The sequence below is a fragment of the Devosia submarina genome, from assembly GCF_003056345.1.
Taxonomy (GTDB): Bacteria; Pseudomonadota; Alphaproteobacteria; order Rhizobiales; family Devosiaceae; genus Devosia; species Devosia submarina.
Genome location: NZ_PYWB01000002.1, coordinates 55,726 through 76,480 on the forward strand (window position 1 = coordinate 55,726; position 20,755 = coordinate 76,480).

The following is a 20,755-nucleotide window of genomic DNA, read 5'->3' on the forward strand; positions in this document are numbered from 1 at the left end:
GCTCCACGCCAGCAGCATATCCACGGCAAGAACGGCAGGAAAGCAGGGGGCGGCTATATATTATGGGTGCGCGAGCGCAGGTGGGTCTGCACCTCCATCGAGTTGCCAAAGCTGACCGGTCGTGGCAGCTTCACGCCACCAAAAACGTTTCCGGAAAGCGGAACAACCAGGCGAAACACTGGGCTTGGTAGCGGGCAAGAGCGTGAAAGACTTGATGAGGAGAAGAGATGAGCCGCTATGCACCTGTCCCCTTTCCTGTTGTAAAGCTCGAAGGGAAGTTCTGGCACGAAAGGCTGGAAACCGTTCTGACCCGGACCATTCCGAGCCAGCACAGGAAGCTAGCGGAATATGGCATTCTGGACTCGATCAAGCTGCCGCAGCCTCCACCACCGCTGCGCTTTCCCCGCCATCCCAACGGGTTCACCGTGCAGGTGTTCTGGGACAGCGATGTGGGCAAATGGATCGAGGCGGCAAGCTATGCGCTGGCGCATCGGCGTGATGCCGATATTGAGGCCAAAATCGAGGCCATCGTTGATGATTTCGAAAGAGCCCAGGCGCCGGATGGATACCTTAATTGCTGGTATCTGGGGCGAGAGCCGGACAAGCGCTGGACCAATCTGCGCGACAATCACGAGATGTATAATGCCGGCCACTTGTTGGAAGGCGCGATCGCCTATTTCCGAGTAACAGGTCGCCGACGCTGGCTCGACATCATGGAGCGCTATCTCGAGCACATCTACTCAACCTTCGGAACTGAGCCTAGCAAGAAGCGCGGCTATGACGGGCATGAAGAGCTCGAGTTGGCGCTGATCAAGCTTTATTACCTGACCGGGGAGCGCAAGCACCTCGATTTTGCGGCCTATCTGGTCAATGAGCGCGGGCAGCAGCCGCCGCATTATTTCGATGTGGAACGGGAAGCACGCGAAGGCGGCGACAGCCAGCAGCGCTACGTGTTTCCTCCCAACTACGAATATTCCCAGAGCCACAAGCCGGTGCGCGAGCAGGATAAGGTAGTGGGGCACGCGGTTCGCGCAATGTACCTCTACACCGCCATGGCAGACCTTGCCGCCGAACTGAACGATCCGGCGCTCAAGCATGCCTGCGAGTTGCTGTGGAATGACGTGATGGAAACCAAGATGTATGTGACGGCCGGGCTCGGGCCCTCGGCACACAACGAAGGGTTCACGCATGATTTCGACCTGCCCAACCAGACCGCCTATGCGGAAACCTGCGCGTCAGTGGCGCTGATCTTCTGGGCGCAGCGAATGCTGCATCTCGATCTTGATCGCAAATATGGCGATATTCTCGAGCTTGCCATGTTCAATGGGGCGCTGAGTGGGCTCAGCCGTGATGGCGAGCACTACTTCTATGCCAATCCGCTGGAAAGCGACGGCACTCCGACACGTTGGGACTGGCACACCTGTCCATGCTGCACCATGAATGTAAGCCGGCTGGTGGCATCTGTTGGCGGTTACTTCCTGTCGACAGCCGAAGATGGCGTCGCCTTCCATCTCTACGGCGGCATCGCCACAGAGGTAGAAATCGCGGGAACGAGAGTGGCCTTGCGAGAAGTCTCTACCTATCCCTGGAAAGGCGACATCAATATCCACATCGACCCGGAAAGCCCTGCCGTGTTTGATGTCAAATTGCGCATTCCGGGTTGGTCCTCGAACATCAGAGTATCGGTCAACGGAGAACCCATCGATGCTAAGCCAGCGGTGAACGGTTACCTCACCATCAACCGCCGTTGGAACAAGGGCGATGTGATCAGTCTTGATCTACCCATGCCACCGGTCCGCCTCTATGCGCATCCGGGGGTGATCATGGATGCAGGACGCGTGGCTCTCAAGCGGGGTCCCCTGGTGTATTGCATGGAAGAAATCGACAATCCTGGAGGACGGGTGCAGCGGTTCAAGTTGCCGCGGCATGCCGAACTCAAGGTGGAAACACGAGCCGATCTGTTTGACGGCGTAGTGACGCTGAAAGCGGATGCCCTGGCAATCAATGAAGCGGACTGGACGAGCTTATACCGGACCCGCCCGCCTCGCGAAGAGCCAGCTACGCTGACTGCCCTTCCCTACTATCTCTGGGCCAATCGGGGGCAAGGCTCGATGGTCGTTTGGTTGCCCGAAGTCCATTGACTGAGGGCACGCCTCACACTCCAGAGGGAACCCGGAACACCGGCAAGCATTGGAAAGGAAACTAGTCCTTTCAGTGCTTCAGAGGCGTACATGGTGTCCGACGGCCAAGGTGATGAAAGAAGTGGGCAGGAAAGCATTTCGCCTTCCGCAATCGCCCACAACGATCTTTTCACAGCCAAGGAAAAAATCGACCTGCTTAGCCAGATGAAAGCGGACTTGAGCGTGGCCCAGCAAGAAGGGCTCGAGCCTGCCTTTTCCCTGGAGGCTATAGACCAGGCAATCGCCGAAGTGCGCAGGGATATAGAGGACGGCCACGGCACAGAAACATTGTCACGAGGAGACGCCTGATGGCTACAGCACCCCACACACCAACGCCAACGATTGCCAACGTTGACCACCTTGTTGACGAGAACGGTGCCAGGCTTGATGTGCCCGATAATTCATCGATCAAGGTAGCAGGCGAGCATGAAGCCACAGTCGGCTCAACGGGCCCGACGAATTGGTGGCTCTATGGACTTATTGGGCTCGCCATCGTTATCGCCGTGCTCTTCGTTCTGCAGATGCTGAACGGAGCGCCTGCTACCGATGTCCAGCCAGGCACGCCAACATCTGAGAGTGTCGTGGCGCCTGTAACTGACCCAGCAGTTCCCCCTGCCGTTCCAGCAGTTCCTGCGGCCCAATAAAAAAGCGCGGCTCGTTGGCCGCGCTTCAATATTCAATCCTGTCTTGGATCAGCCGTTGATCGGCGCAATCTGGATTTCCACGCGGCGGTTCTGGGCGCGGCCAGCTTCCGTAGCGTTAGAGGCGATTGGGCTCGTTTCACCTTTTCCTTCGATATAGAAGCGGCGCTGATCAATGCCTTGGTTGGCAAGGATAGTCGCGACAGACACGGCGCGACGCTGGCTAAGGCTCAAATTATAGGTGTCGTCGCCTTCGCTGTCGGTGTGGCCGTAGACGTCGACGATAGATTTGTCGAACTTCTTGAGCACAAGCGCAACCGAGACCAGGGTCGAATTGAATGCAGGCTGGACCGTAGACTGATCAGTCGCGAAGGTGATGTTGGATGGCATGTTGAGGACAATATTCTGTCCCACACGGGTCACGGAGACGCCGGTACCCTGGAGCTGTGCGCGCAGCTCGGCTTCCTGCTGATCCATATAGTTGCCGATGGCGGCACCCGTAAGCCCACCGACACCGGCGCCGATCAGAGCGCCAACGCGCGGATCACCGCCAACGGCCGCGCCCACCAGGGCGCCCGCAACAGCACCACCGCCAGCGCCAAGCAAACCACCGCCGGCCGTGTTGGAGAGTTGGGACTGGCCCGTATAGGGATTAGTGGTTGTGCAGGCGGTCAAGGCGAGCGTTGCTGCCAGCGTGACCAGGATTTTGGACTTCATAGGTGGTCCCCCAATAGAATCAAAGTGGCCGGCTTGGTGACCACTGAATAAGGCAGGACGGTGATCCACCACTGGTGGTGAACGGCAGATGAACGCTGCCACTCTTTGCTGCGGCATTCGAGCATCAGCGCTCAAGTGTTGCGTACTTGCCATGACCAATCATGGACAGACACCAATAGCGCAGCGGAGTTCCCCTTGGTTCCCCAATCAAGGCTGGATGTCGCGCTGCTCGGTTGTTTCCAGCAAGGCGAGCACGTCATCCACGCGGTCGAGGAAGCGTTGCTCCATGGCGAAGTTGAACGTCACATACTCGCGTGCCGGCACAAAGGTGCACAAATTGGCGCTTGGGTGAAACGAGCCGACATAAACGGGTTCAACCAGGCTCCTGGTCATGTTGCCATACATGCGATGGGGCGGCACAAGGGTCAGCACCACGTCAGTGGAACCGTTGAAGCGGAAGAAATGCTCCCGATAAAGAAGCGGCAGCACCCGTGAAATCTTGCGGTGTATCGCAAACATTTTCATCAGGATGAATTGGAAGGTAGTCGTGTCCTTGGACTCGATCTCAGTTAGGGACTGATCGATTGAGCGGACATAGTCAATGAAATCGCTTTTGACAGTGAACTTGGCGTTCAGTGCGCGAACCCGGAACTGATCGTCGTCCACCTCCGAACGTTCAGAATTATCAAGCATGGTGTAGGCGGCAGTAATCACATCGGCCGTCTGGCTCTTGCCGGCAAAATTGAGCGCTTGCGTAATAAGGCCGAACATAAGCGAGCGCTGGCGCACGCCGATCCGGTTGGCGAGCTCTCGCAGGCGCGAGCGCTTAATCGCCAGAGACCGAAAGCCCAAATCCTTGATCGGAACAGGGCGGGAGTTAGCTTTGTAGAGCTGGATGGATACGCCAAGCAGCGCACCAATGCTCAACCCGAGCTGACGCTTGAAGGGCAGTTTGACCTTTGGCTTGGCGGCCTGGGTGCGGGCAATCGAGTGCGAGCGGGTGAGGAGCGAGGAGTCGTGGCCCTCCAGCAAGGCATGGCTGGAGCGCACCAGAACCATCGATGCACGGCCGTGTTTATCGGGTCCGCCGCGCCGCGTAATGGCATATACCCGAAAAAGGGGCAGATCCTTGCGCTCGAAAATATCGAGCCCCTTACCGAGCCACGCATCCGGATAGCCCTCGAAGTCGTCAACTTCTTGAACAAACGTAATGGCATCAAGGATATGCTTGGGAAACGGTTGGCCTGGCAGAGCTCCAACAAAGCCGTGTGTTAATTGCGGTGCCAGCGACACCATTTCGGCAACGAAGTTCTGCAGCCTCTCGGCGTCAAAAGCCGTCTCCGAGAAGGCGGTGAAGTAAACAGTGTTCTTGCTGTTGAACAAAAACCACTGGAAATTAGTGAATAGAGCCTGCGGATTTTTGCTGACGGCCTGGGCAGCGCGGCGAAGCAATTCTTCGCGCTGAACGGCGGTATTGTCCAATGAGCCTTCCAATGCAGTTCCTCCCAAAACCATATTGAAGCCTTCGGCCATCTTACCTCTTGCCGTAATGTCCGCAATGGGGGCCTTTGACGAATTGGAGGCTCTATAATGGTGATCACGAGCAGGCGATGAGACGCGGATTTTCATGCCTGCGGGATTCTGGCGCATTGGCAGATTGCCTCGGGCAGTTTAGAACGAGTCTTACTTGAGCCTGCATATTGCGGCTCTGTTCTTGCGAGCCCAAGGACCATCGAAGGCGCTTCGATCATCCGGCGGTGCAATTTGAACCGGATCCTGCTGACCATCTTTGCAGGTGCGGAACAGAAGGACGAATGATGGACTATCGCGGTATCTTCGAAGATGCAGTGGACACGCTGCGGGCCGAAAAACGCTATCGCGTCTTCGCCGATCTGGAGCGCATAGCCGGCAAATTCCCGCGCGCCATCTATCGGGATGACGCGGACAATCAGCGCGAAATCACCATCTGGTGCTCCAATGACTATTTGGGCATGGGCCAGCATGCCAAGGTAGTCGGCGCCATGCAGGAAACCGCTGGCCGGCTGGGCGTGGGCTCGGGCGGTACGCGGAACATCTCGGGCACCAACAGGCCTTTGGTGGAACTCGAGCGGTCATTGGCAGATCTGCATCGCAAGGAAGCCGCGCTGGTTTTCACTTCGGGTTTTGTGTCCAATGAAGCGGCCATCTCGACCATTGCGCGCCTCCTGCCTGAATGTGTGATCTTTTCGGACCAGCTCAACCACGCCTCGATGATCCAGGGCGTGCGCCAGTCGGGCATGGAAAAGAAGATCTTCCGCCACAATGACGTGGCGCATCTGCGCGAATTGCTCCAAGCCACGGATCGCAAGCGGCCCAAGCTGATCTGCTTTGAATCGGTTTACTCGATGGACGGCGATATCGCTCCAATCGAAGCAATCTGCGATCTGGCCGAGGAATTCGGCGCGCTGACCTATATCGATGAAGTTCATGCCGTGGGCATGTATGGCCCTCGCGGCGGTGGTATTGCCGAGCGGGATGGCTTGATGGAGCGTATCGATGTCATCGAAGGTACGCTAGCCAAAGGCTTTGGCGTGATGGGCGGGTATGTTGCAGCCAATCGCTCCATCATTGATGCGGTGCGCTCCTATGCGCCCGAGTTCATTTTTACCACATCGCTCCCCCCTGCCCTCTGTGCCGCAGCGCGTGCGTCGATCGAGCACCTTAAGGACAATGCGCATGAGCGCATGATGCATCAGCGTCAGGCGCGACTTACCAAGGCTATCCTTGCCGATGCCGGCCTGCCAGTCATGGAAACGGACACGCACATCGTGCCGCTGATCGTGGGCGATGCCCGCCAGTGCAAGGCTGCCAGCGACATGCTGCTCGACAAGCACAACATCTATATCCAGCCGATCAACTACCCGACCGTGCCCAAGGGCACCGAGCGCCTGCGCATCACACCCACGCCGCTACACAGCGATGAGATGATCTTTGCGTTGCGCCATGCGCTGGTGAGCGTCTGGACGAGTCTGGAGCTGCCACGCGAAAAGGCCGATGCCAAGATCACGGCGAGTAAGCTGACCTCGGGTGACCTGACGCTGCCGACCATCGGGGGTTGATGCCCAAGCCGAACGGCTTCAGCGAGGAGCAATTGTCCTGGGCAGTTGAGGCGCCTTAGCGCCTCGCTCACTAGCTCGTAAGGACGATCCGGATCAAATCGGCTGTGTTCCGTGCGCCAAGCTTTTCCATCACGCGCGCGCGGTGGACCTCAACGGTACGCGGCGAGATGCCAAGTTCAAGCCCGGCTTCCTTGTTGGACTGGCCGTTGGAGATCAGTTGCAGCACTTCGCGTTCGCGGGGTGTCAGCTGGGAAAAGCCTCGCACTTCGACCGGGCGGCGGGAATGCTGGGTGGTGCCGGATTGCATCTCGCGTCGCAAACCATCGCGAACGGAGGCCAAAAGGTGTTCTGTGTCCACCGGCTTGGACAGAACATCCGCAGCACCCATTTTCATGGCGTTGATGGCCGCTTCAAGTTGCGCCGTGTCCGAGAGCATGAACACCGGCGTTGTCCGCCGAAGGGTCTTGATGCGGTGCAGCAGCGTCAAGCCATTGACCGGCCCGATCTGCAGATTCAGGACAACCGCATCCGGCATGCGCCGCTCCAGACTTGCAACAAAGCTGCCTGCATCTATTGAGAAATTGGTCTGAAACCCTTCGAGCCGAAACAGAACGCTAAGCGCCTCACAAATGGCGGGATCCGCATCAACGATGTGGATCAGCCGGTCCCTGTTCAAGAATGATTGGTAGTAGTCCTCGGTGGTCATGTGCTCCCCCGGCTTAGCGCGCGGCTTCATGGACAAACTCTGCTTGCAGCAAAGCCGCCCAAAGCGAACTGAACCTCTTGCGTTCACTTGCGCGTCTCTACGGCAAGTCTCGGAAGTATTTTAAGCTAGGTGCTGTTCCGTGTCTCAGCTCCAGATTACGTACGTTTTGGCGCGTATGTATAGGCATATTTTCATATTCTGCGGGCGTCAATGACTATTTTCCTAGATACTAGCAACTCCGCACCGACATCCATCCGTTCTGACCCGGTCGCCAAAGAGCCAGCAAGCTGGGCGCCAGGAAATCCTCGCTTGCTTCGCTTGTCCGCAGGTAGATAGTTGGCGCATCTGTTTTCTGCCGGGACTGCTGATGGCATTTTCCTCTCCAAACGCGTTGGATAGCCTGCGACAAGCAATTGAATTCCTGCCACAGGGCGTAGCGGTGTTTGACGCCGAGGCACGGCTGGTGATTTCCAACGGGCGCTACCAGGCTCTTCTGGACTTGCCCAGCGCTCTGGTGGAGCCGGATACGGGCCTTTCAGATATCCTTGCGTTCCTGGGAGAGCGGGGTGATCTGGGCATCGGGCTAGTAGGCGATCTTGCGAGCGAACGCATCAGCCACCTATATGCCGCGCCCACAAGTGTCATGCAGCTGATCGGCAATGCTGGCCAAGCCTTGGAGCTCCAATCAAGCCGATTGCCCGATGGCGGGCTGGTGATCAGCTTTTCCGATGTGACGCAGCGCATCGAGGCGGAGCGGGCGCTTGAGCGCATGAACCAATCGCTGGAACAGCGAGTGGAGGAGCGGACCGCCGCACTTACGCGGGTCAATGCGGAGCTGGAAAGCGCTCGAGCCAAAGCGGACGCTGCCAATCACGACAAGACACGATTCCTGGCAGCAGCAAGCCATGATCTCCTGCAGCCCCTTAATGCCGCCCGACTTTATACCTCTACCCTGATCGAACGCGCCAAACTCACCGGCTTGTCGGATCTGGCGAACTCAATCGAGGCCTCGCTGACGGCGGTGGAAGAGATCATGAGCGCCCTGCTCGACATTTCGCGTATCGATAGCGGCGCCCTCAAGCCTGCACCAGCGCCGGTTTCCGCGCGCGACCTGCTCAAGAAAATGGAAGTGGAATTCGGGCCTCTCGCGCGCGAACGAAACATTGCGCTAACGATAAAGGACACCGATGTCGCCGTCCTGGTCGACAAGGCGCTAGTGGGCCGCATCGTGCAGAATCTCGTCTCCAATGCCATCAAATACACGCCACCGGGTGGTCGTGTTCTGGTGGGCATCAGGCGGCGCGGCAGCCGCATGCGCCTTGATGTGGTCGATACCGGCATCGGGTTCAACCGGGACCAACACCGGCTCCTCTTTGCCGAGTTCTCGCGCCTGGAACGAGGCGCGCGCATGGCGCAAGGTCTCGGCCTAGGCCTTTCCATCGTACAACGCCTGGTCTCGGCAATGGGGCTGACCTTGGAACTCGATAGCCGTGAGGGCAAGGGCTCCCGCTTTTCCCTGTTTTTGCCAGCGACACGCACTATCCGCACAGCCAATAACCAAGGCCCTGCACAGCCGGAGGCAAGCGTTGGCGCACTGGATTACAAGGTCTTGTGCGTAGACAATGAGCGCGCCATTCTTGAAGCGATGGAAGGCCTCTTGCGCCACTGGGGATGCGATGTGCGTACGGCCCTTTCGCTTAAGCAGATTGATCGGGAACGGCTACTTGAGGGATGGTATCCCGATCTGGTGCTGATGGACTACCATCTCGACCAAACCTCAGGGCTCGATGCCATTGAATGGTTGCGGCACAATCTCGGGGGACATCTACCGGCAGCACTGGTGACGGCAGACCGCAGCCCGGCGGTGCGAACCCTGGCGGAAGATCGGGGCATCGCTGTGGTTACCAAGCCAGTCAAGCCCGCAGCCCTCCGGGCGGCAATCAGCGGCCTAGCCAACCAGAGCCGGAGCCCTGCCAAACGGGTAGGCTAGCCTGCGGCGCCACGACGGGCGGCAGAGCCGGTTGCTATGCAGCCGCGGTGAAGAGCCCGGCACGGCGGCGCTCGAGCGCCCACCAGTAGATTGCGCCACGCGCAATGAACCAGCAATGCAAGGCAGCCCACAGGCCCAAATTGCCAAAGCTTGGCTGCAGCACAAGGGCAGCGGCCAGGAACACCAATAGGGAAAGTACCATTCCATTTCGCATGGTGGCGTTGAGGGTAGTGCCGATCAGTATGCCATCGTAGACAAAGGCTGGCATAAAGGTGATCGTGCATAAGGCGGCGATCAGCAAGTGGTCCATGGCATAGGCCTGAACCTCAGCGTTCGTGGTCATGAGCCCGATGACCCAAGGGCCGCTGGTATACCAGGCCAAACCTAGGCCCAGCGATATAACCAGCCCCCACAGGAAGCTCAAACCATAGGCCTGGTCGAAGGCCGGGCGCCAATTGGCTCCTACGGCCTTGCCCGTCAGCTGTTCCGCAGCCTGCGCTATGCCATCAAGAAAGAAGCCCACGACCATAAGCAGGTTCAGGAGCACAGCATTTGCGGACAGCGCCACCTCGCCCATGCGCGAGCCCTGCGCGGCAAACCAGGCATAGGCGCCCATCAAAGCCGCCGAGCGGATCATCAGATCGCGGCTAAGGCCGAACATGCGCTGAAGCGCATGAGCATTGTGCAACTCCGCAGGCCTGATCTTGTCCAGTACAAGAGCTGGCCCACCATAGTGGCGCAGAAACAGGAGCGTTCCGGTTCCGGCCGCCACAGCCTGTGCGATCACCGTTCCGTAGGCAGCGCCTGCCACGCCCCAGCCAAGCCCATGTACGAACCAGATAGAGAGGGTGATATCGATGCCGTGCAGAAGCAATTGCAGCATCATGCCGGTTTTGGCCGAGGCACGGCCATAGAACCAGCCGAGTAGGGCGTAGTTGACGAGGCTGAACGGCGCTGACCATATCCGGGCACCGAAATAGCCGGCCAAGGCGGCCGATGCCCCAGGTTCAGGCGCCAGCAGCGATGTGGCGAGCCACAGGATCGGCGAGGCAAGCATAATCATGCCAAGGCCAATAAGTGCGGCCAGGATCATGGCGCGACTGACATGCAGGAGGCCGTCAAGCGGATCCCGGGCTCCGATTGCTTGCGCCGTCAGCCCCGCCGTGCCGATGCGCAGGAAATAGGCGAGCGAAAACAGAACATCGAAGACCAGCGCACCCAGCACCAACCCGCCCAGCAGACCAGCGTCGCCAAGGCGGCCGATGACAGTAATATCAACCAGTCCCACCAATGGCTCGGTGATGAAAGCAACCGAGGCGGGCAAGGCGATCTTCCACACATCGGCGTGGCGGACATTGAATGGGTGTTGGGGCCGAAGAAGGGTCATGAGATGTCGAGTCTAGAACACGGCCAGAATATCCACGAGTTCATTCCCGCGAGCCGGGAACAATCGCCTGCTTCCGTCGGCACCAGGTTAGTGCTCCACATCCATGGCGATGATGACGTCTCCACGATGCCGGGACTGCTGGACTAAATCAAAATTGGGCAGGTCGGTCCGCTCTATGTGGGCGCGGTTGCGCTCTTCGGTGAAAAGGCCTTCTTCGCCATGCCGCTTGAGCAGCCTTGCCCTGACGAGTTCGCGCGGAACATCGATGAACACAGCATAGTCAAGCAGCGCGCGTACACCGGCCCAAGGGCCTTCGGTCAAGAGCAGGTAGTTGCCTTCCACTATCAGGATCCTGGCTTCGGGCTGCACGGTGAAGGCGTCTTCAACCGTGTCCTCGATCTTGCGGGAATAGCCGGGGCCACTGACAGGCTCGGTGGCATTCTTCAGGTGATGGAGAAACGACACGAACGCCGCGCCTTCGAAAGTATGTGGTGCGCCTTTGAAGTCGACCTGCCCCATTCCCTCGAGCTTTGCGTGCTTCATGTGGAAGCCATCCATGGGGACTAGCGCAGCACTACCCGGATGCGTGGCGTTGAGGATGTTCACCAGTTCGCCTGCAAGGGTCGACTTGCCCGTACCTGGGCCGCCTGCAAGACCAATGGCGATGCGGTGCTGTGCATCGCTCGCCATTTGCAGGATATGCGGCACCAGCCTGGAGAGCGCCTGCTGAGGCGTGAGGGTGAGCCGTTCGGGTTTCATCTGCGAGCCTTGCTTAGTCGGATCAGGAACCAGATTGGAACGACCAGAACGGCACCAGTAAGGACATAGGCACCGATATCGTGGAACACGCCAAAGCCATCACGGATTGCTGCGTGGAAGAGGTCAATTGTGCCATCAACGACGTCCTGCGGCCGAATGCCAAAGATGCTCATGAAGAAGCCGACAATCAGCGAAACAACAAGGAGGCGCAGGATAACGCCAGCGGGGCTACCACCTAGAAAGCGTTCAAGGCCACTCCGAGAGGGTGTTTGCATGGGATATTGATCGCTCATCGGATGACCTCACGGGACTTCATGGCTTGTGGACGATCATATAGGGTATTCTTGGTTTTGCAGAAGGTGTGAGTTGAGAAGTTTGTGTCTAAACAGAACCTCGACACGGCCTTCCCAAGAGGCTGACGAGCAGGATCGGGTATTGGGCGACATTCTTCCACAAACACAGTCTTCGCTCCTCGGCCCACCAAAGGGAGGCGGCAGAGGGTGTTGTTGAAACCAGATCTGCCACCCGTCATCAGCAACTGGTTCGCCCAGAAGGGCTGGGCGCCGCGTGAGCATCAATTGGCGGTTCTCCGAAGCTGGCAGGCTGATGCTTCGGCGCTGCTGATTGCGCCAACTGGTGCCGGCAAGACGCTTGCGGGGTTTTTGCCCACGCTGGTTGATCTGGCCGAAGGAAACTTCGAAGGGCTGCACACGCTTTACATCTCACCGCTCAAGGCTCTTGCGGTGGACGTGCAACGCAACCTCAATGCGCCGCTCCTTGAGATGAACCTGCCGATCCGTGCCGAGACGCGAACCGGCGATACGCCAGCGAGCAAACGAGCGCGACAGCGCACCAACCCGCCCCATGTGCTGCTGACGACCCCCGAGCAATTGTGCCTGCTGATCAGCCATCCCCATGCCAATCTCCTGTTCGGCTCGCTCAAGCGCATCGTCCTGGACGAACTGCACGCCCTGGTGACGTCCAAGCGCGGGGAGCTGCTGTCGCTTGCCCTGGCACGCGTCGCGCGTCTTGCACCTGACATGAAGATCACTGCACTGAGCGCGACTGTGGCGCTCCCTGATCTGCTGCGGGACTGGATTGCACAGCCCCTGCCCGGCCGAGAAACCCAGCTCCTGGTCACCGAAGGTGGCGCGCCGCCGGTGCTGGAGATCTTGGAAACCGAGCAGCGCCTTCCTTGGGCTGGGCATTCGGCCAACTATGCCCATCACGAGCTCTACGAAGTAATCAAACAGCACAAGACGACGCTGCTTTTCGTCAATACGCGCTCCCAAGCCGAAATGCTGTTTCAGGGCTTATGGGCCGTCAATGATGACCTGCTGCCCATCGCGCTTCATCATGGATCACTTTCAGTGGAGCAGCGGCGCAAGGTTGAAACCGCCATGGTCGCTGGATCGCTCAAGGCGGTGGTTTGTACCTCAACGCTGGACCTTGGCATCGACTGGGGTGATGTGGACCTGGTGGTGCAGGTGGGGGCGCCCAAGGGCAGCTCACGCATGCTGCAGCGGATCGGGCGAGCCAATCACCGGCTCGACGAGCCGTCCAAGGCCATGCTCGTGCCCTCCAACCGCTTCGAGGTTTTGGAATGCGAAGCAGCACTGGAGGCAGTAGCCGAGCGGCAGCAGGACAGCGAGGATCCGGTTGATGGCGGCTATGACGTGCTGGCGCAGCATGTGCTGGGCATGGCCTGTGCCGCGCCGTTTGCATCCGATGCGTTGTTCGATGAAGTTCGTTTGGCCTGGCCCTTTCGGGATTTGCCCCGCCAGCAGTTTGATCGAGTGGTGGAATTCGTGGCCACTGGCGGCTATGCGCTGCAGGCCTACGAGCGCTATGCGCGGCTCAAGAGAACCGAAGATGGCAAGTGGCGCATCGCCAATGCGCAGGTCGCGCAGCAATACCGGCTCAATATCGGCACCATTGTTGAGGAGCCCATGGTCAAGGTGCGGCTGATCCGCGGAAGGCTGACCAAAAAGGGGCAAGCGGAACGGCCGCTCGGGGCAGGCGGGCGGGTGCTGGGAGAAATGGAGGAGTATTTCTTTGGCACGCTGCTCCCCGGCGACACCTTCATGTTCGGGGGCGAGATCCTCGCGTTTCAGGGCATGCGCGACAATGAAGCCTATGTCACCCGGGCCCAGGCAACCGATCCCAAGATCCCCTCCTACATGGGCGGCAAGTTTCCGCTTTCAACCTATCTTGCCGCGCGGGTACGAAGGATCATGGATGACCCTTCTAGTTGGGACAAGCTGCCAAACCAGGTCAGCGACTGGCTAAGGCTCCAGCGCGACGTATCCGTGTTGCCGGGGCGAGATTCCCTGCTGGTGGAAACCTTCCCGCGTGGCACGCACAACTACATGGTCTGCTATCCCTTTGAAGGACGGCTGGCGCACCAAACCCTGGGCATGCTGCTGACGCGCCGGCTGGAGCGTGCCCGAGCGCGCCCGCTTGGATTTGTAGCTTCGGAATATGCCCTCGGCATTTGGGGACTGGGAGATCTCTCGGCGCTAATCCGAACCGGCCGGCTTTCACTCGATGAACTGTTCTCCGAGGACATGCTTGGCGAGGATCTGGAAGATTGGCTAGACGAGTCGGCGCTGATGAAGCGCACTTTCCGCAACTGCGCAATCATCGCGGGGCTGATCGAGCGGCGTCATCCGGGCAAGGAAAAGACTGGGCGGCAGATCACGATGAGTTCAGACCTGATCTATGATGTGCTATATCAGCACGAGCCAGACCACATCCTGATCCAGGCCACGCGCCGTGATGCCGCGCGCGGATTGCTGGATATCGGGCGTTTGGGCGACATGCTGCGCCGAATTCGGGAGCACATCGTGCATCAGCCGCTTGAGCGCATCTCGCCCCTCGCGGTGCCGATCATGCTCGATATTGGTCGCGAGCCAATTTATGGCGAAGCACGCGAATCAGCTATGGCGGATGCAGCCGATGAACTGATGCGGGAAGCTTTGAGCGGCCCCGGACCGGCAAGTCGCTCCCGTGGAGCGACTTGACGTCAAAAGGCCACGAGAGCTGTGCTCGAATGGCGGAGCAAGAGTTGAGCCAGACGCCAATAAGAGCCCAGAGCACGGAGACCCCGCTCTTGCGCTTCGCCGGAAAGAATTTCGAACCCCTGCCCTCCGGTGCGCTGTTCTGGCATGCCGAGCAGACCTTGCTGGTAGCCGATCTGCATCTTGAGAAGATGAGCAGCTTTGCCCGGCGCGGACAGATGCTGCCGCCCTATGATACCGGCATGACGCTGGTGCGGCTTGAAGCCGACATGCGCCGGACAGGAGCCAGCCGCGTCGTATCGCTGGGCGACAGCTTTCACCGCGACGAGGGCACAACGACGCTGAGCGAAATGGATCGGGCGCGGCTCGACGCGATGACCGACATGGCCGAGTGGCTTTGGCTCTCCGGCAACCATGATCCCAGGCCACATGCCCTAGGCGGCCGGTGTCTGCCAGCGCTGCAACTGGGCGGACTAACTCTGACCCATGAGCCACAACGCGGCGCCAGTGGTTTGATGGCCGGGCATTTGCATCCGGCAGCACACATTCATATCGATGGCCGCTCCAGCCGCCGTCCCTGCTTCGTGCATGATAACAGGCTGATGATCCTTCCGGCTTATGGTTCATCGACAGGCTCGATCAATATCCTTTCACCCGCCTTTGTGGGGCTCTTGCACTGGCCTGGACTAGAAGTGGTGATGCTGGGCAAAGACCGGGTTTATCCCGTCAGTCCCAAGCGATTGGTCCGCGGCTAGCGCTTGAAGATCACCCCACCAAGCCAGCCGGTAAACAGGGCAAGGATCACGCAGACAATACCGTAGAGCAGCGGGTACTGGATCGCCGAGAGCGCAATAAAGCGCTCGAAACCGATCTTTCGCACCGCGAAGCCTTCGGATTTGCGCGCGATGATCTCGCCATTCTTGAACACATAGGTCAGAGCTATATAGGGACCTGGCGGTGCATTGCTGGGCAGCGTCAGGCGGGCCGAGTAGAAATTGTTCGACAGAAAATTGACACCGTTTTCCTGAACGCCGAAAAAGCCTTGCTGTGTCATCAGGCGCACCAGTTCGCGGCCAAAGACTGGCCCACTCCACCAGTCCCCGGAGTCTGATGAAAGCGTATAAGCCTCGGGTAGGATGTTGTTGGTAGTCAGCGTCGTGATGTCGCTGATGTCCTCCAGCTTGCCGCTGGCCAAGACATGGAAGTAACTCGGGAAGTTATCGTATTCGACCTGCTCGGTGTTGATCCAGATCCCGAAATTGTTGGTCTTGCGGCGAGCAACCCGATCCTGCGTGGGACCCACAACCACCACAACAACATGGAACGGTCCCTCGACCCGTTCAGTGGATCCGGCATCTGGCTCGATGGAGCCAAAGAACGTCAATCGCTCCCCTGCATAGCTCGAGGTAATCTCCACACTGTCGTTGCTCAACTGGGAGACCAGACGGGCGCCATGGGCTGGGACGAGCAGCAAGCACAAGCCGAGCAGCGCAAGAACAAGCCTCATCGGGCGCCCCCAACCACTGCAGTGCTGAATACGTCGCCGGGAGTAAGCACGAGCGACAAGCCGAAGCGGATCGCGACTGCTAGGATCAGTAGCGCCAGAAGGCCGCGCAACTGTTCGCCCCTCAATTGCTTGCCCGCGGCCGCACCAAACTGGGCACCTGCAGTGCCGCCGACCATAAGGCAAAACGCGAGGAGAATGTCGACGCTCTGGCTCTGAACAGCATGGAGAATGGTGGTTGCCGCCATCATTGCAACCACCTGGGCAAGGGAAGTGCCGATGACGACATTGCCGGGCACCCGCAGCAGGTAAACCAACGCCGGCACCATGATGAAACCGCCGCCGATGCCCAACAACGAACCGACAAAGCCGATAAAGAGGCCGATCAGAAGCACCGGCAGCACACTGATATAGAGCCGCGATTTTTTGAATCGCACGCGCATAGGTAGCCCATGAATCCAGCTATGCTGGTTGGGCAGGCGCTCGCGCACCACGACGCCTTTTCGTGTCCGCAGCAGGGCCCGTGACGATTCGATCAGCATCAGCACGCCAACCGAACCGAGCAGGATCAAAAAGCCCAGTGAGATCACCAGATCCAACTGGCCCGCGTCCCGCAGGAGGGCGAAAGTGGCAACGCCGCCGAAAGCTCCCAGAATACCCGAGAGCACCAGATACATAGCCAGATGCAGATCGATCCCGCCGCGCCGGTAGTGACTGAGCGCCCCAGAGGTCGACGCCGCCACCACCTGCCCTGTGACAGAGGCAACGGCAACAGGTGCCGGAACCCCAGAAAAAATCAGCAAGGGCGTGAGCAGGAAGCCGCCACCAACGCCAAACAGGCCCGACAAGAAGCCGACCGCCCCTCCGATCCCGACAAGAAAGAAGAGGTTTACGGAAAGCTCGGCGATCGGCAGATAGATCTGCAAGACCAGATTCCGTTCGAACTGATGGCACGCACCGCCAGCATAGGGGCGTGTGAGTCAACAATAGGTCAAAGGTCCCCGCTTTTTGGCGAGAACCCCAATGGCCCTATTGGCTTAGGTCCGACACCTTGTGGTGTCAAACACCGCTTTGAGTATCACACAGGCTGGCTGCCCAGAACCGCCAGGAGGCGCGGATTGATGGTACCGACCTCCGTCATGCCGGTGCCGCGCTCGAAGGCCTTGATGGCGTCGGACGTTTTCGGCCCGGCAAGCCCATCTGGTGTTCCCACATCAAATCCCAGCTTGGTCAATGCCTGCTGCACCTTGGCAACGACATCCTGCGTTGTAATGGCGTCGCCCGGATCAAAGCTCGCTGACCAGGTGCCCAGAGGAGCATAATTGGCAGCAAGGTCGATCGGCTCGGCCTTCCAGCTTGCAATTTCAGCGCCTATGCGGCTCACCGCGTCAGCATTGAGTGACTTGGCGATGTCGTCGCGCGCCTTCGCAGCATCCGCATCGCCGCTGTTGGCGGCCAACGCGAACCATTTGTAGGACTGCTCGAAATCCTGAGCGAGGCCAAGCCCCCGGGCATAGAGCATGCCTAGATTGAACTGGGAGTCCGTCATGCCGCGCGCAGCGGCCTGCTGGAACCATTCGGCCGCGCTTTCAAACTCCTGCTCGCCCAATTGGCCGCTTGCATAAAGCGCTGCCAGATTGTGCATGGCCATCCGGTTACCCGCTTCGGCCGCGCGCTGATACCATAGCTTGGCAGTCTCAAGGTTCTTTTCGACGCCGGTGCCTGTTTCATAAAGATTGCCGAGCCGGTACTGGGCTGGCACCAGACCCTGTGCGGCAGAGCGCTCATACCATTTTGCCGCTTCCACATAGTCCTGCTCGACAGCGCGGCCTTCGGTGTAGATTGCAGCGATCTCGAACTGGGCACGTGCGTCGCCATCGGCAGCAGCCTGGCGGAGTTCCATGGGTCCGACAGCTTCCGCTGGCAGTTCAAAGGTGGCCGGAACTGCAGGATCTGCTTCGCCGATGCTGCCGGTCGTTTCCGGCGCCAAGCTATCGGGAGCAACAAGAGGCTCCATCTGCATGGCTCTTTCCTCGACGCTTGCGATCAGCGTCGAAGGCATGGGGGTTACCGGCGCCGGCTTGCTGAAGGTCGAAGCGGTAGCGGGATTGATGGAGCCTGTTGCGGTGTTATCGACCATGTCGATGACACGTGGCTCGGGCAGAACCAGCGAGACGTCCTGATCTGCTGCAGGTTCGGCTTGGGGCATCGAGCTTGAGGTCTCCGCCGGCACTGGTTCCCTAGCCGTCTCGGCCGTGCGCTGCAGGACGAGGTTGAGCGCGAGAACCGACACGGTTGCCAGAGCCGCCGCGAGCAGGAGCGGACGGCGATAGCGAACCAGAAAGCTCGTCTGGGGAGCGGTCTCGTCGGCTGTGTCGGCGGGCTGCGGCGCTTCTGGCTCGCCGGCAACAGCAGGAGCCTCTTTGCCGCGCTTGGGCCTCCTGATCTTTTCCGCCTTAGCAGGCTTAGTTTGCTCGACTTCAGCCGCAACCTCGACGGGCACAGCTTCGCTCTCGGCCGGCTTGGTTGGGCGGAAGCGGGCGAAGGCGCGGCCCATTGCCGAAGCGGACGCGTCGGCAGCAGCAGGTGCTTCCTGACGGGCACGCTGGGCACGACGGGCAGCGGCCACGAACGTGCTGGTGCTGCTTGGGGCTGGTGAAATTTCTACCTGCGGCGTTGGGGCCGCCGCCGGGGCTGCGAATGGATCGGGGTCGGAGGCAAAGCTCGACTGGGGGCGAGCAGGGCGCTCGATCTCACTGGGGTTGAACGGCGGCCGCGCCATCGCTTGCGGGCGTGGCCCCTGCTCTGGTTCGACCCGCCGCTGGTCCCTAGGCCCCATCTTAGCTTCCCATGCCGCCCAATCGGGATCGGCGTGTCCAAAGCCTGGATCAATCAGCGGAGCATCTTCGGCTGGATTAGCCGGCATGACGTCCTCGTCCGATTCAGCCTGTTTGGCAGCCAGGGCCATGAGCATGGCGTCGAGCTTGCCTGATGTGGCCTGGGGCGCAGGTTCAGCTTCAGCCGACTTTGAAACGACGACTGCCGCCGCTGGCTGCGTTTGTACTGCAGCCTGGGGCTCCTCACCGCTGCGCTCGTTCCGCGCCGCCAATGCCGCTTCCAGCCGGGTAAGTCGCTCGGCGGTCTCACGCCCAGTGGTGTTGAGGATGGCAGTGACGCGCTGCTCCAGAGCGTCCATGCTTTCTTCGCTGATGGTCGGCTTGCCTGCTTTAGGCGCCGACTTGGCAACAGCCGCCGAGGTCTTTTCGGCAACCATGGACGCGATAGTCTCGTAGTCCGGGCCCTTTCCGGCAGTTTTGATCAGGCTATGAATGCGGTCTTCAATGCTCTTGAGGCTGTCCGGCCCGAACATGGCCACCGGCGCTGGCGCCTTGCGCGTCATGGCATCGCTCGTGCGCTCGGCAACAAGAGTTGCCATGGCCTCGAGTTCGGCAACGTCCGAGGGGGTAGAATAAAGCTCTGCCAGTCCGTCGAGCTGGGCGCCGGTTTCATCCATGCGCTGCATCAGGAGCTTAAGCTGGGTCTCGACCTCGCCCTGGTCGGGCATTGCGCCCATACGTTCGGAGAGTTGCCCAATCTGGGTTTCGATGTGGTTGAAGCGGGGCTCCATGGCTGCAAGAACGGTATCGCGCAGAGCTACGATATCGCCCTTGAGCCCGGCGACATCACCATTGGCCGTGTGCAGATCACCAATAGCGCTCGCCAGCGCCTCAACCTTGGACACCAGCTTGGTGGGCGCGGTTTTCTGATCCTTCATGGCCTGCGTGAAGCTGGCCATCTCCCCCGTCAGCCGCTCGAAATCGTTCGAGGACAGCGCAACATTTTTTTCAATCGAGTCGATGCGATCGTAAACATTGCGCACGCTCTTCTCGATGGCCTGCATGGCCGGCGCCAGGGCGCTGGCGGGCTCAGGCTTTGGCTCGGCGGCACGTACGTCCTCGCGGACGATCTCGCGTTCCATCTGTTGGGCCTGCAGTTCGGCAAGCTTGCCAACAGTGGCCGACACGTCATCGAGGCGCTTGTTGATGGTGCTGAGGTCAACCTTTGGCCCCTCGTGGATCAGCGCGGCCAGCGCACCAATCTGGGACTCCAGTCGCTTGACCTGGCCGGTTTCGCCCACGGCGCCCGCCAATAGTTCCACGACATGGGTGAGTTGCTCGACCTGGCTGGCCACCTCGCGCACACCGTTGCCGGTTCGCTGCGCCTTGAGCTCGCCTTCAAGGCGCTCCAGGCGCCCTGATAGGCCACCAACCAGGGTGTTCAGTTCGCGAAATTCGGTATCCACAGGCAAGCGTGTTTCGGCGTGGGCCGCAGCAAAGCGCGGTGCCCGCTGGCCACGGATCTCGGCAATGGCATTGCTCAGGGCTTCTTGCTGCCCATGCACCGTTGCGTCGTCACGATCGCTGAACCGGTCTACGGCACGCTTGACGGTACGCAGCGTGTCTTGGCGCCGCACAGTGGGTTCGGGTCCAATTACTTGGTCGCGCAAATTGCGCACGCGCTGTGTCAGCCCGGCAAGAGCGGGCTCTGGCTCAGGCTCTTCCACCCGTGCATAACGTCCTTCCACCTGGTCGAGCAAGGCGACCAATTCGCCGCGCAGCGCCTGCCATTGACCGGGCTGGGGGTCGATCGGCAGATCGGCATCATCGTGGACGGAATAGGCGCGGGCCATGGCGTTACCTGTCGCAAAAGAGACGGTCCCTCCGCATTCAACACGAAGGTCTAAGCGCTACTC

At 59.7% G+C, this 20,755-nt stretch carries 16 protein-coding genes; 7 read left to right on the forward strand and 9 right to left on the reverse strand.

Annotated elements, in window-relative coordinates; all coding sequences use genetic code 11:
* The first annotated feature begins 227 nt into the window (after window positions 1–227).
* The 3 genes from DDE77_RS02835 to DDE77_RS02845 all read left to right on the forward strand — a co-directional run bounded on the left by DDE77_RS02835 (window position 228) and on the right by DDE77_RS02845 (window position 2,824).
* Window positions 228–2,141 carry a glycoside hydrolase family 127 protein gene (locus tag DDE77_RS02835; protein ID WP_108395936.1) on the forward strand — a complete coding sequence of 638 codons (1,914 nt, stop codon included), beginning with the start codon at window positions 228–230 and terminating at the stop codon, window positions 2,139–2,141.
* Window positions 2,142–2,234: 93 nt separating this feature from the next.
* Window positions 2,235–2,489: a hypothetical protein gene (locus DDE77_RS02840; protein WP_170116468.1), complete on the forward strand. Its 255-nt coding sequence runs from the start codon at window positions 2,235–2,237 to the stop codon at window positions 2,487–2,489.
* The gene (locus DDE77_RS02845; RefSeq protein WP_108395938.1) at window positions 2,489–2,824 is read left to right on the forward strand and encodes a hypothetical protein; all 336 of its coding nucleotides are present in this window, start codon (window positions 2,489–2,491) and stop codon (window positions 2,822–2,824) included. Before DDE77_RS02840 ends, DDE77_RS02845 begins: the two co-directional genes overlap by 1 nt.
* Window positions 2,825–2,872: 48 nt before the next feature.
* On the opposite strand, the gene DDE77_RS02850 is transcribed toward DDE77_RS02845, so the two are convergent.
* Window positions 2,873–3,538, reverse strand: a complete 666-nt coding sequence (locus DDE77_RS02850; protein ID WP_108395939.1) for a YiaD family glycine zipper/OmpA-like lipoprotein — start codon at window positions 3,536–3,538, stop codon at window positions 2,873–2,875.
* 207 nt (window positions 3,539–3,745) lie between these two features.
* The gene (locus tag DDE77_RS02855; protein ID WP_157959640.1) at window positions 3,746–5,020 is read right to left on the reverse strand and encodes a hypothetical protein; all 1,275 of its coding nucleotides are present in this window, start codon (window positions 5,018–5,020) and stop codon (window positions 3,746–3,748) included.
* Window positions 5,021–5,355: 335 nt separating this feature from the next.
* On the opposite strand from DDE77_RS02855, the gene hemA reads away from it, so the two are divergent.
* Window positions 5,356–6,636, forward strand: a complete 1,281-nt coding sequence (gene hemA, locus DDE77_RS02860; protein ID WP_108396258.1) for a 5-aminolevulinate synthase — start codon at window positions 5,356–5,358, stop codon at window positions 6,634–6,636.
* Between the two features lie 70 nt (window positions 6,637–6,706).
* Here hemA and DDE77_RS02865 read toward each other — a convergent pair whose 3' ends face one another.
* On the reverse strand, window positions 6,707–7,372 hold the full coding sequence (locus tag DDE77_RS02865; RefSeq protein WP_108395941.1) for a response regulator transcription factor: 666 nt from the start codon (window positions 7,370–7,372) through the stop codon (window positions 6,707–6,709).
* A 337-nt stretch (window positions 7,373–7,709) separates the two neighbouring features.
* Between DDE77_RS02865 and DDE77_RS02870 the strand changes: the two genes are divergently transcribed.
* Entirely contained in the window at window positions 7,710–9,332 is a 1,623-nt protein-coding gene (locus DDE77_RS02870) for a hybrid sensor histidine kinase/response regulator (protein ID WP_108395942.1), read from the forward strand.
* 34 nt (window positions 9,333–9,366) lie between these two features.
* Here DDE77_RS02870 and DDE77_RS02875 read toward each other — a convergent pair whose 3' ends face one another.
* The 3 genes from DDE77_RS02875 to DDE77_RS02885 form a co-directional block, all read right to left on the reverse strand.
* Window positions 9,367–10,719 carry an MATE family efflux transporter gene (locus tag DDE77_RS02875; protein ID WP_108395943.1) on the reverse strand — a complete coding sequence of 451 codons (1,353 nt, stop codon included), beginning with the start codon at window positions 10,717–10,719 and terminating at the stop codon, window positions 9,367–9,369.
* 87 nt (window positions 10,720–10,806) lie between these two features.
* Window positions 10,807–11,478, reverse strand: coding sequence for a nucleoside/nucleotide kinase family protein (locus tag DDE77_RS02880; protein WP_108395944.1), 672 nt, complete (start codon window positions 11,476–11,478; stop codon window positions 10,807–10,809).
* A complete protein-coding gene (locus DDE77_RS02885) occupies window positions 11,475–11,771 on the reverse strand; it encodes a DUF6460 domain-containing protein (protein ID WP_108395945.1) in 297 nt (98 codons plus the stop codon). The genes DDE77_RS02880 and DDE77_RS02885 overlap by 4 nt, the downstream gene beginning before the upstream one ends.
* Before the next feature lie 213 nt (window positions 11,772–11,984).
* Here DDE77_RS02885 and DDE77_RS02890 point away from each other — a divergent pair, with 213 nt between their 5' ends.
* Both DDE77_RS02890 and pdeM read left to right on the forward strand, forming a co-directional pair.
* Window positions 11,985–14,501 carry a ligase-associated DNA damage response DEXH box helicase gene (locus DDE77_RS02890; RefSeq protein ID WP_342748539.1) on the forward strand — a complete coding sequence of 839 codons (2,517 nt, stop codon included), beginning with the start codon at window positions 11,985–11,987 and terminating at the stop codon, window positions 14,499–14,501.
* 44 nt (window positions 14,502–14,545) lie between these two features.
* Window positions 14,546–15,253, forward strand: a complete 708-nt coding sequence (gene pdeM, locus DDE77_RS02895) for a ligase-associated DNA damage response endonuclease PdeM (protein WP_157959641.1) — start codon at window positions 14,546–14,548, stop codon at window positions 15,251–15,253.
* Here pdeM and DDE77_RS02900 read toward each other — a convergent pair.
* The 3 genes from DDE77_RS02900 to DDE77_RS02910 all read right to left on the reverse strand — a co-directional run bounded on the left by DDE77_RS02900 (window position 15,250) and on the right by DDE77_RS02910 (window position 20,692).
* The gene (locus DDE77_RS02900; RefSeq protein ID WP_108395948.1) at window positions 15,250–16,005 is read right to left on the reverse strand and encodes a TIGR02186 family protein; all 756 of its coding nucleotides are present in this window, start codon (window positions 16,003–16,005) and stop codon (window positions 15,250–15,252) included. The two genes, pdeM and DDE77_RS02900, sit on opposite strands and share 4 nt — an antisense overlap.
* Complete coding sequence (locus DDE77_RS02905) at window positions 16,002–16,928, reverse strand: sulfite exporter TauE/SafE family protein (RefSeq protein ID WP_108395949.1); 927 nt, start codon at window positions 16,926–16,928, stop codon at window positions 16,002–16,004. The genes DDE77_RS02900 and DDE77_RS02905 overlap by 4 nt, the downstream gene beginning before the upstream one ends.
* Window positions 16,929–17,080: 152 nt before the next feature.
* Window positions 17,081–20,692 carry a peptidoglycan-binding protein gene (locus DDE77_RS02910; protein WP_108395950.1) on the reverse strand — a complete coding sequence of 1,204 codons (3,612 nt, stop codon included), beginning with the start codon at window positions 20,690–20,692 and terminating at the stop codon, window positions 17,081–17,083.
* Between the last annotated feature and the right edge of the window lie 63 nt (window positions 20,693–20,755).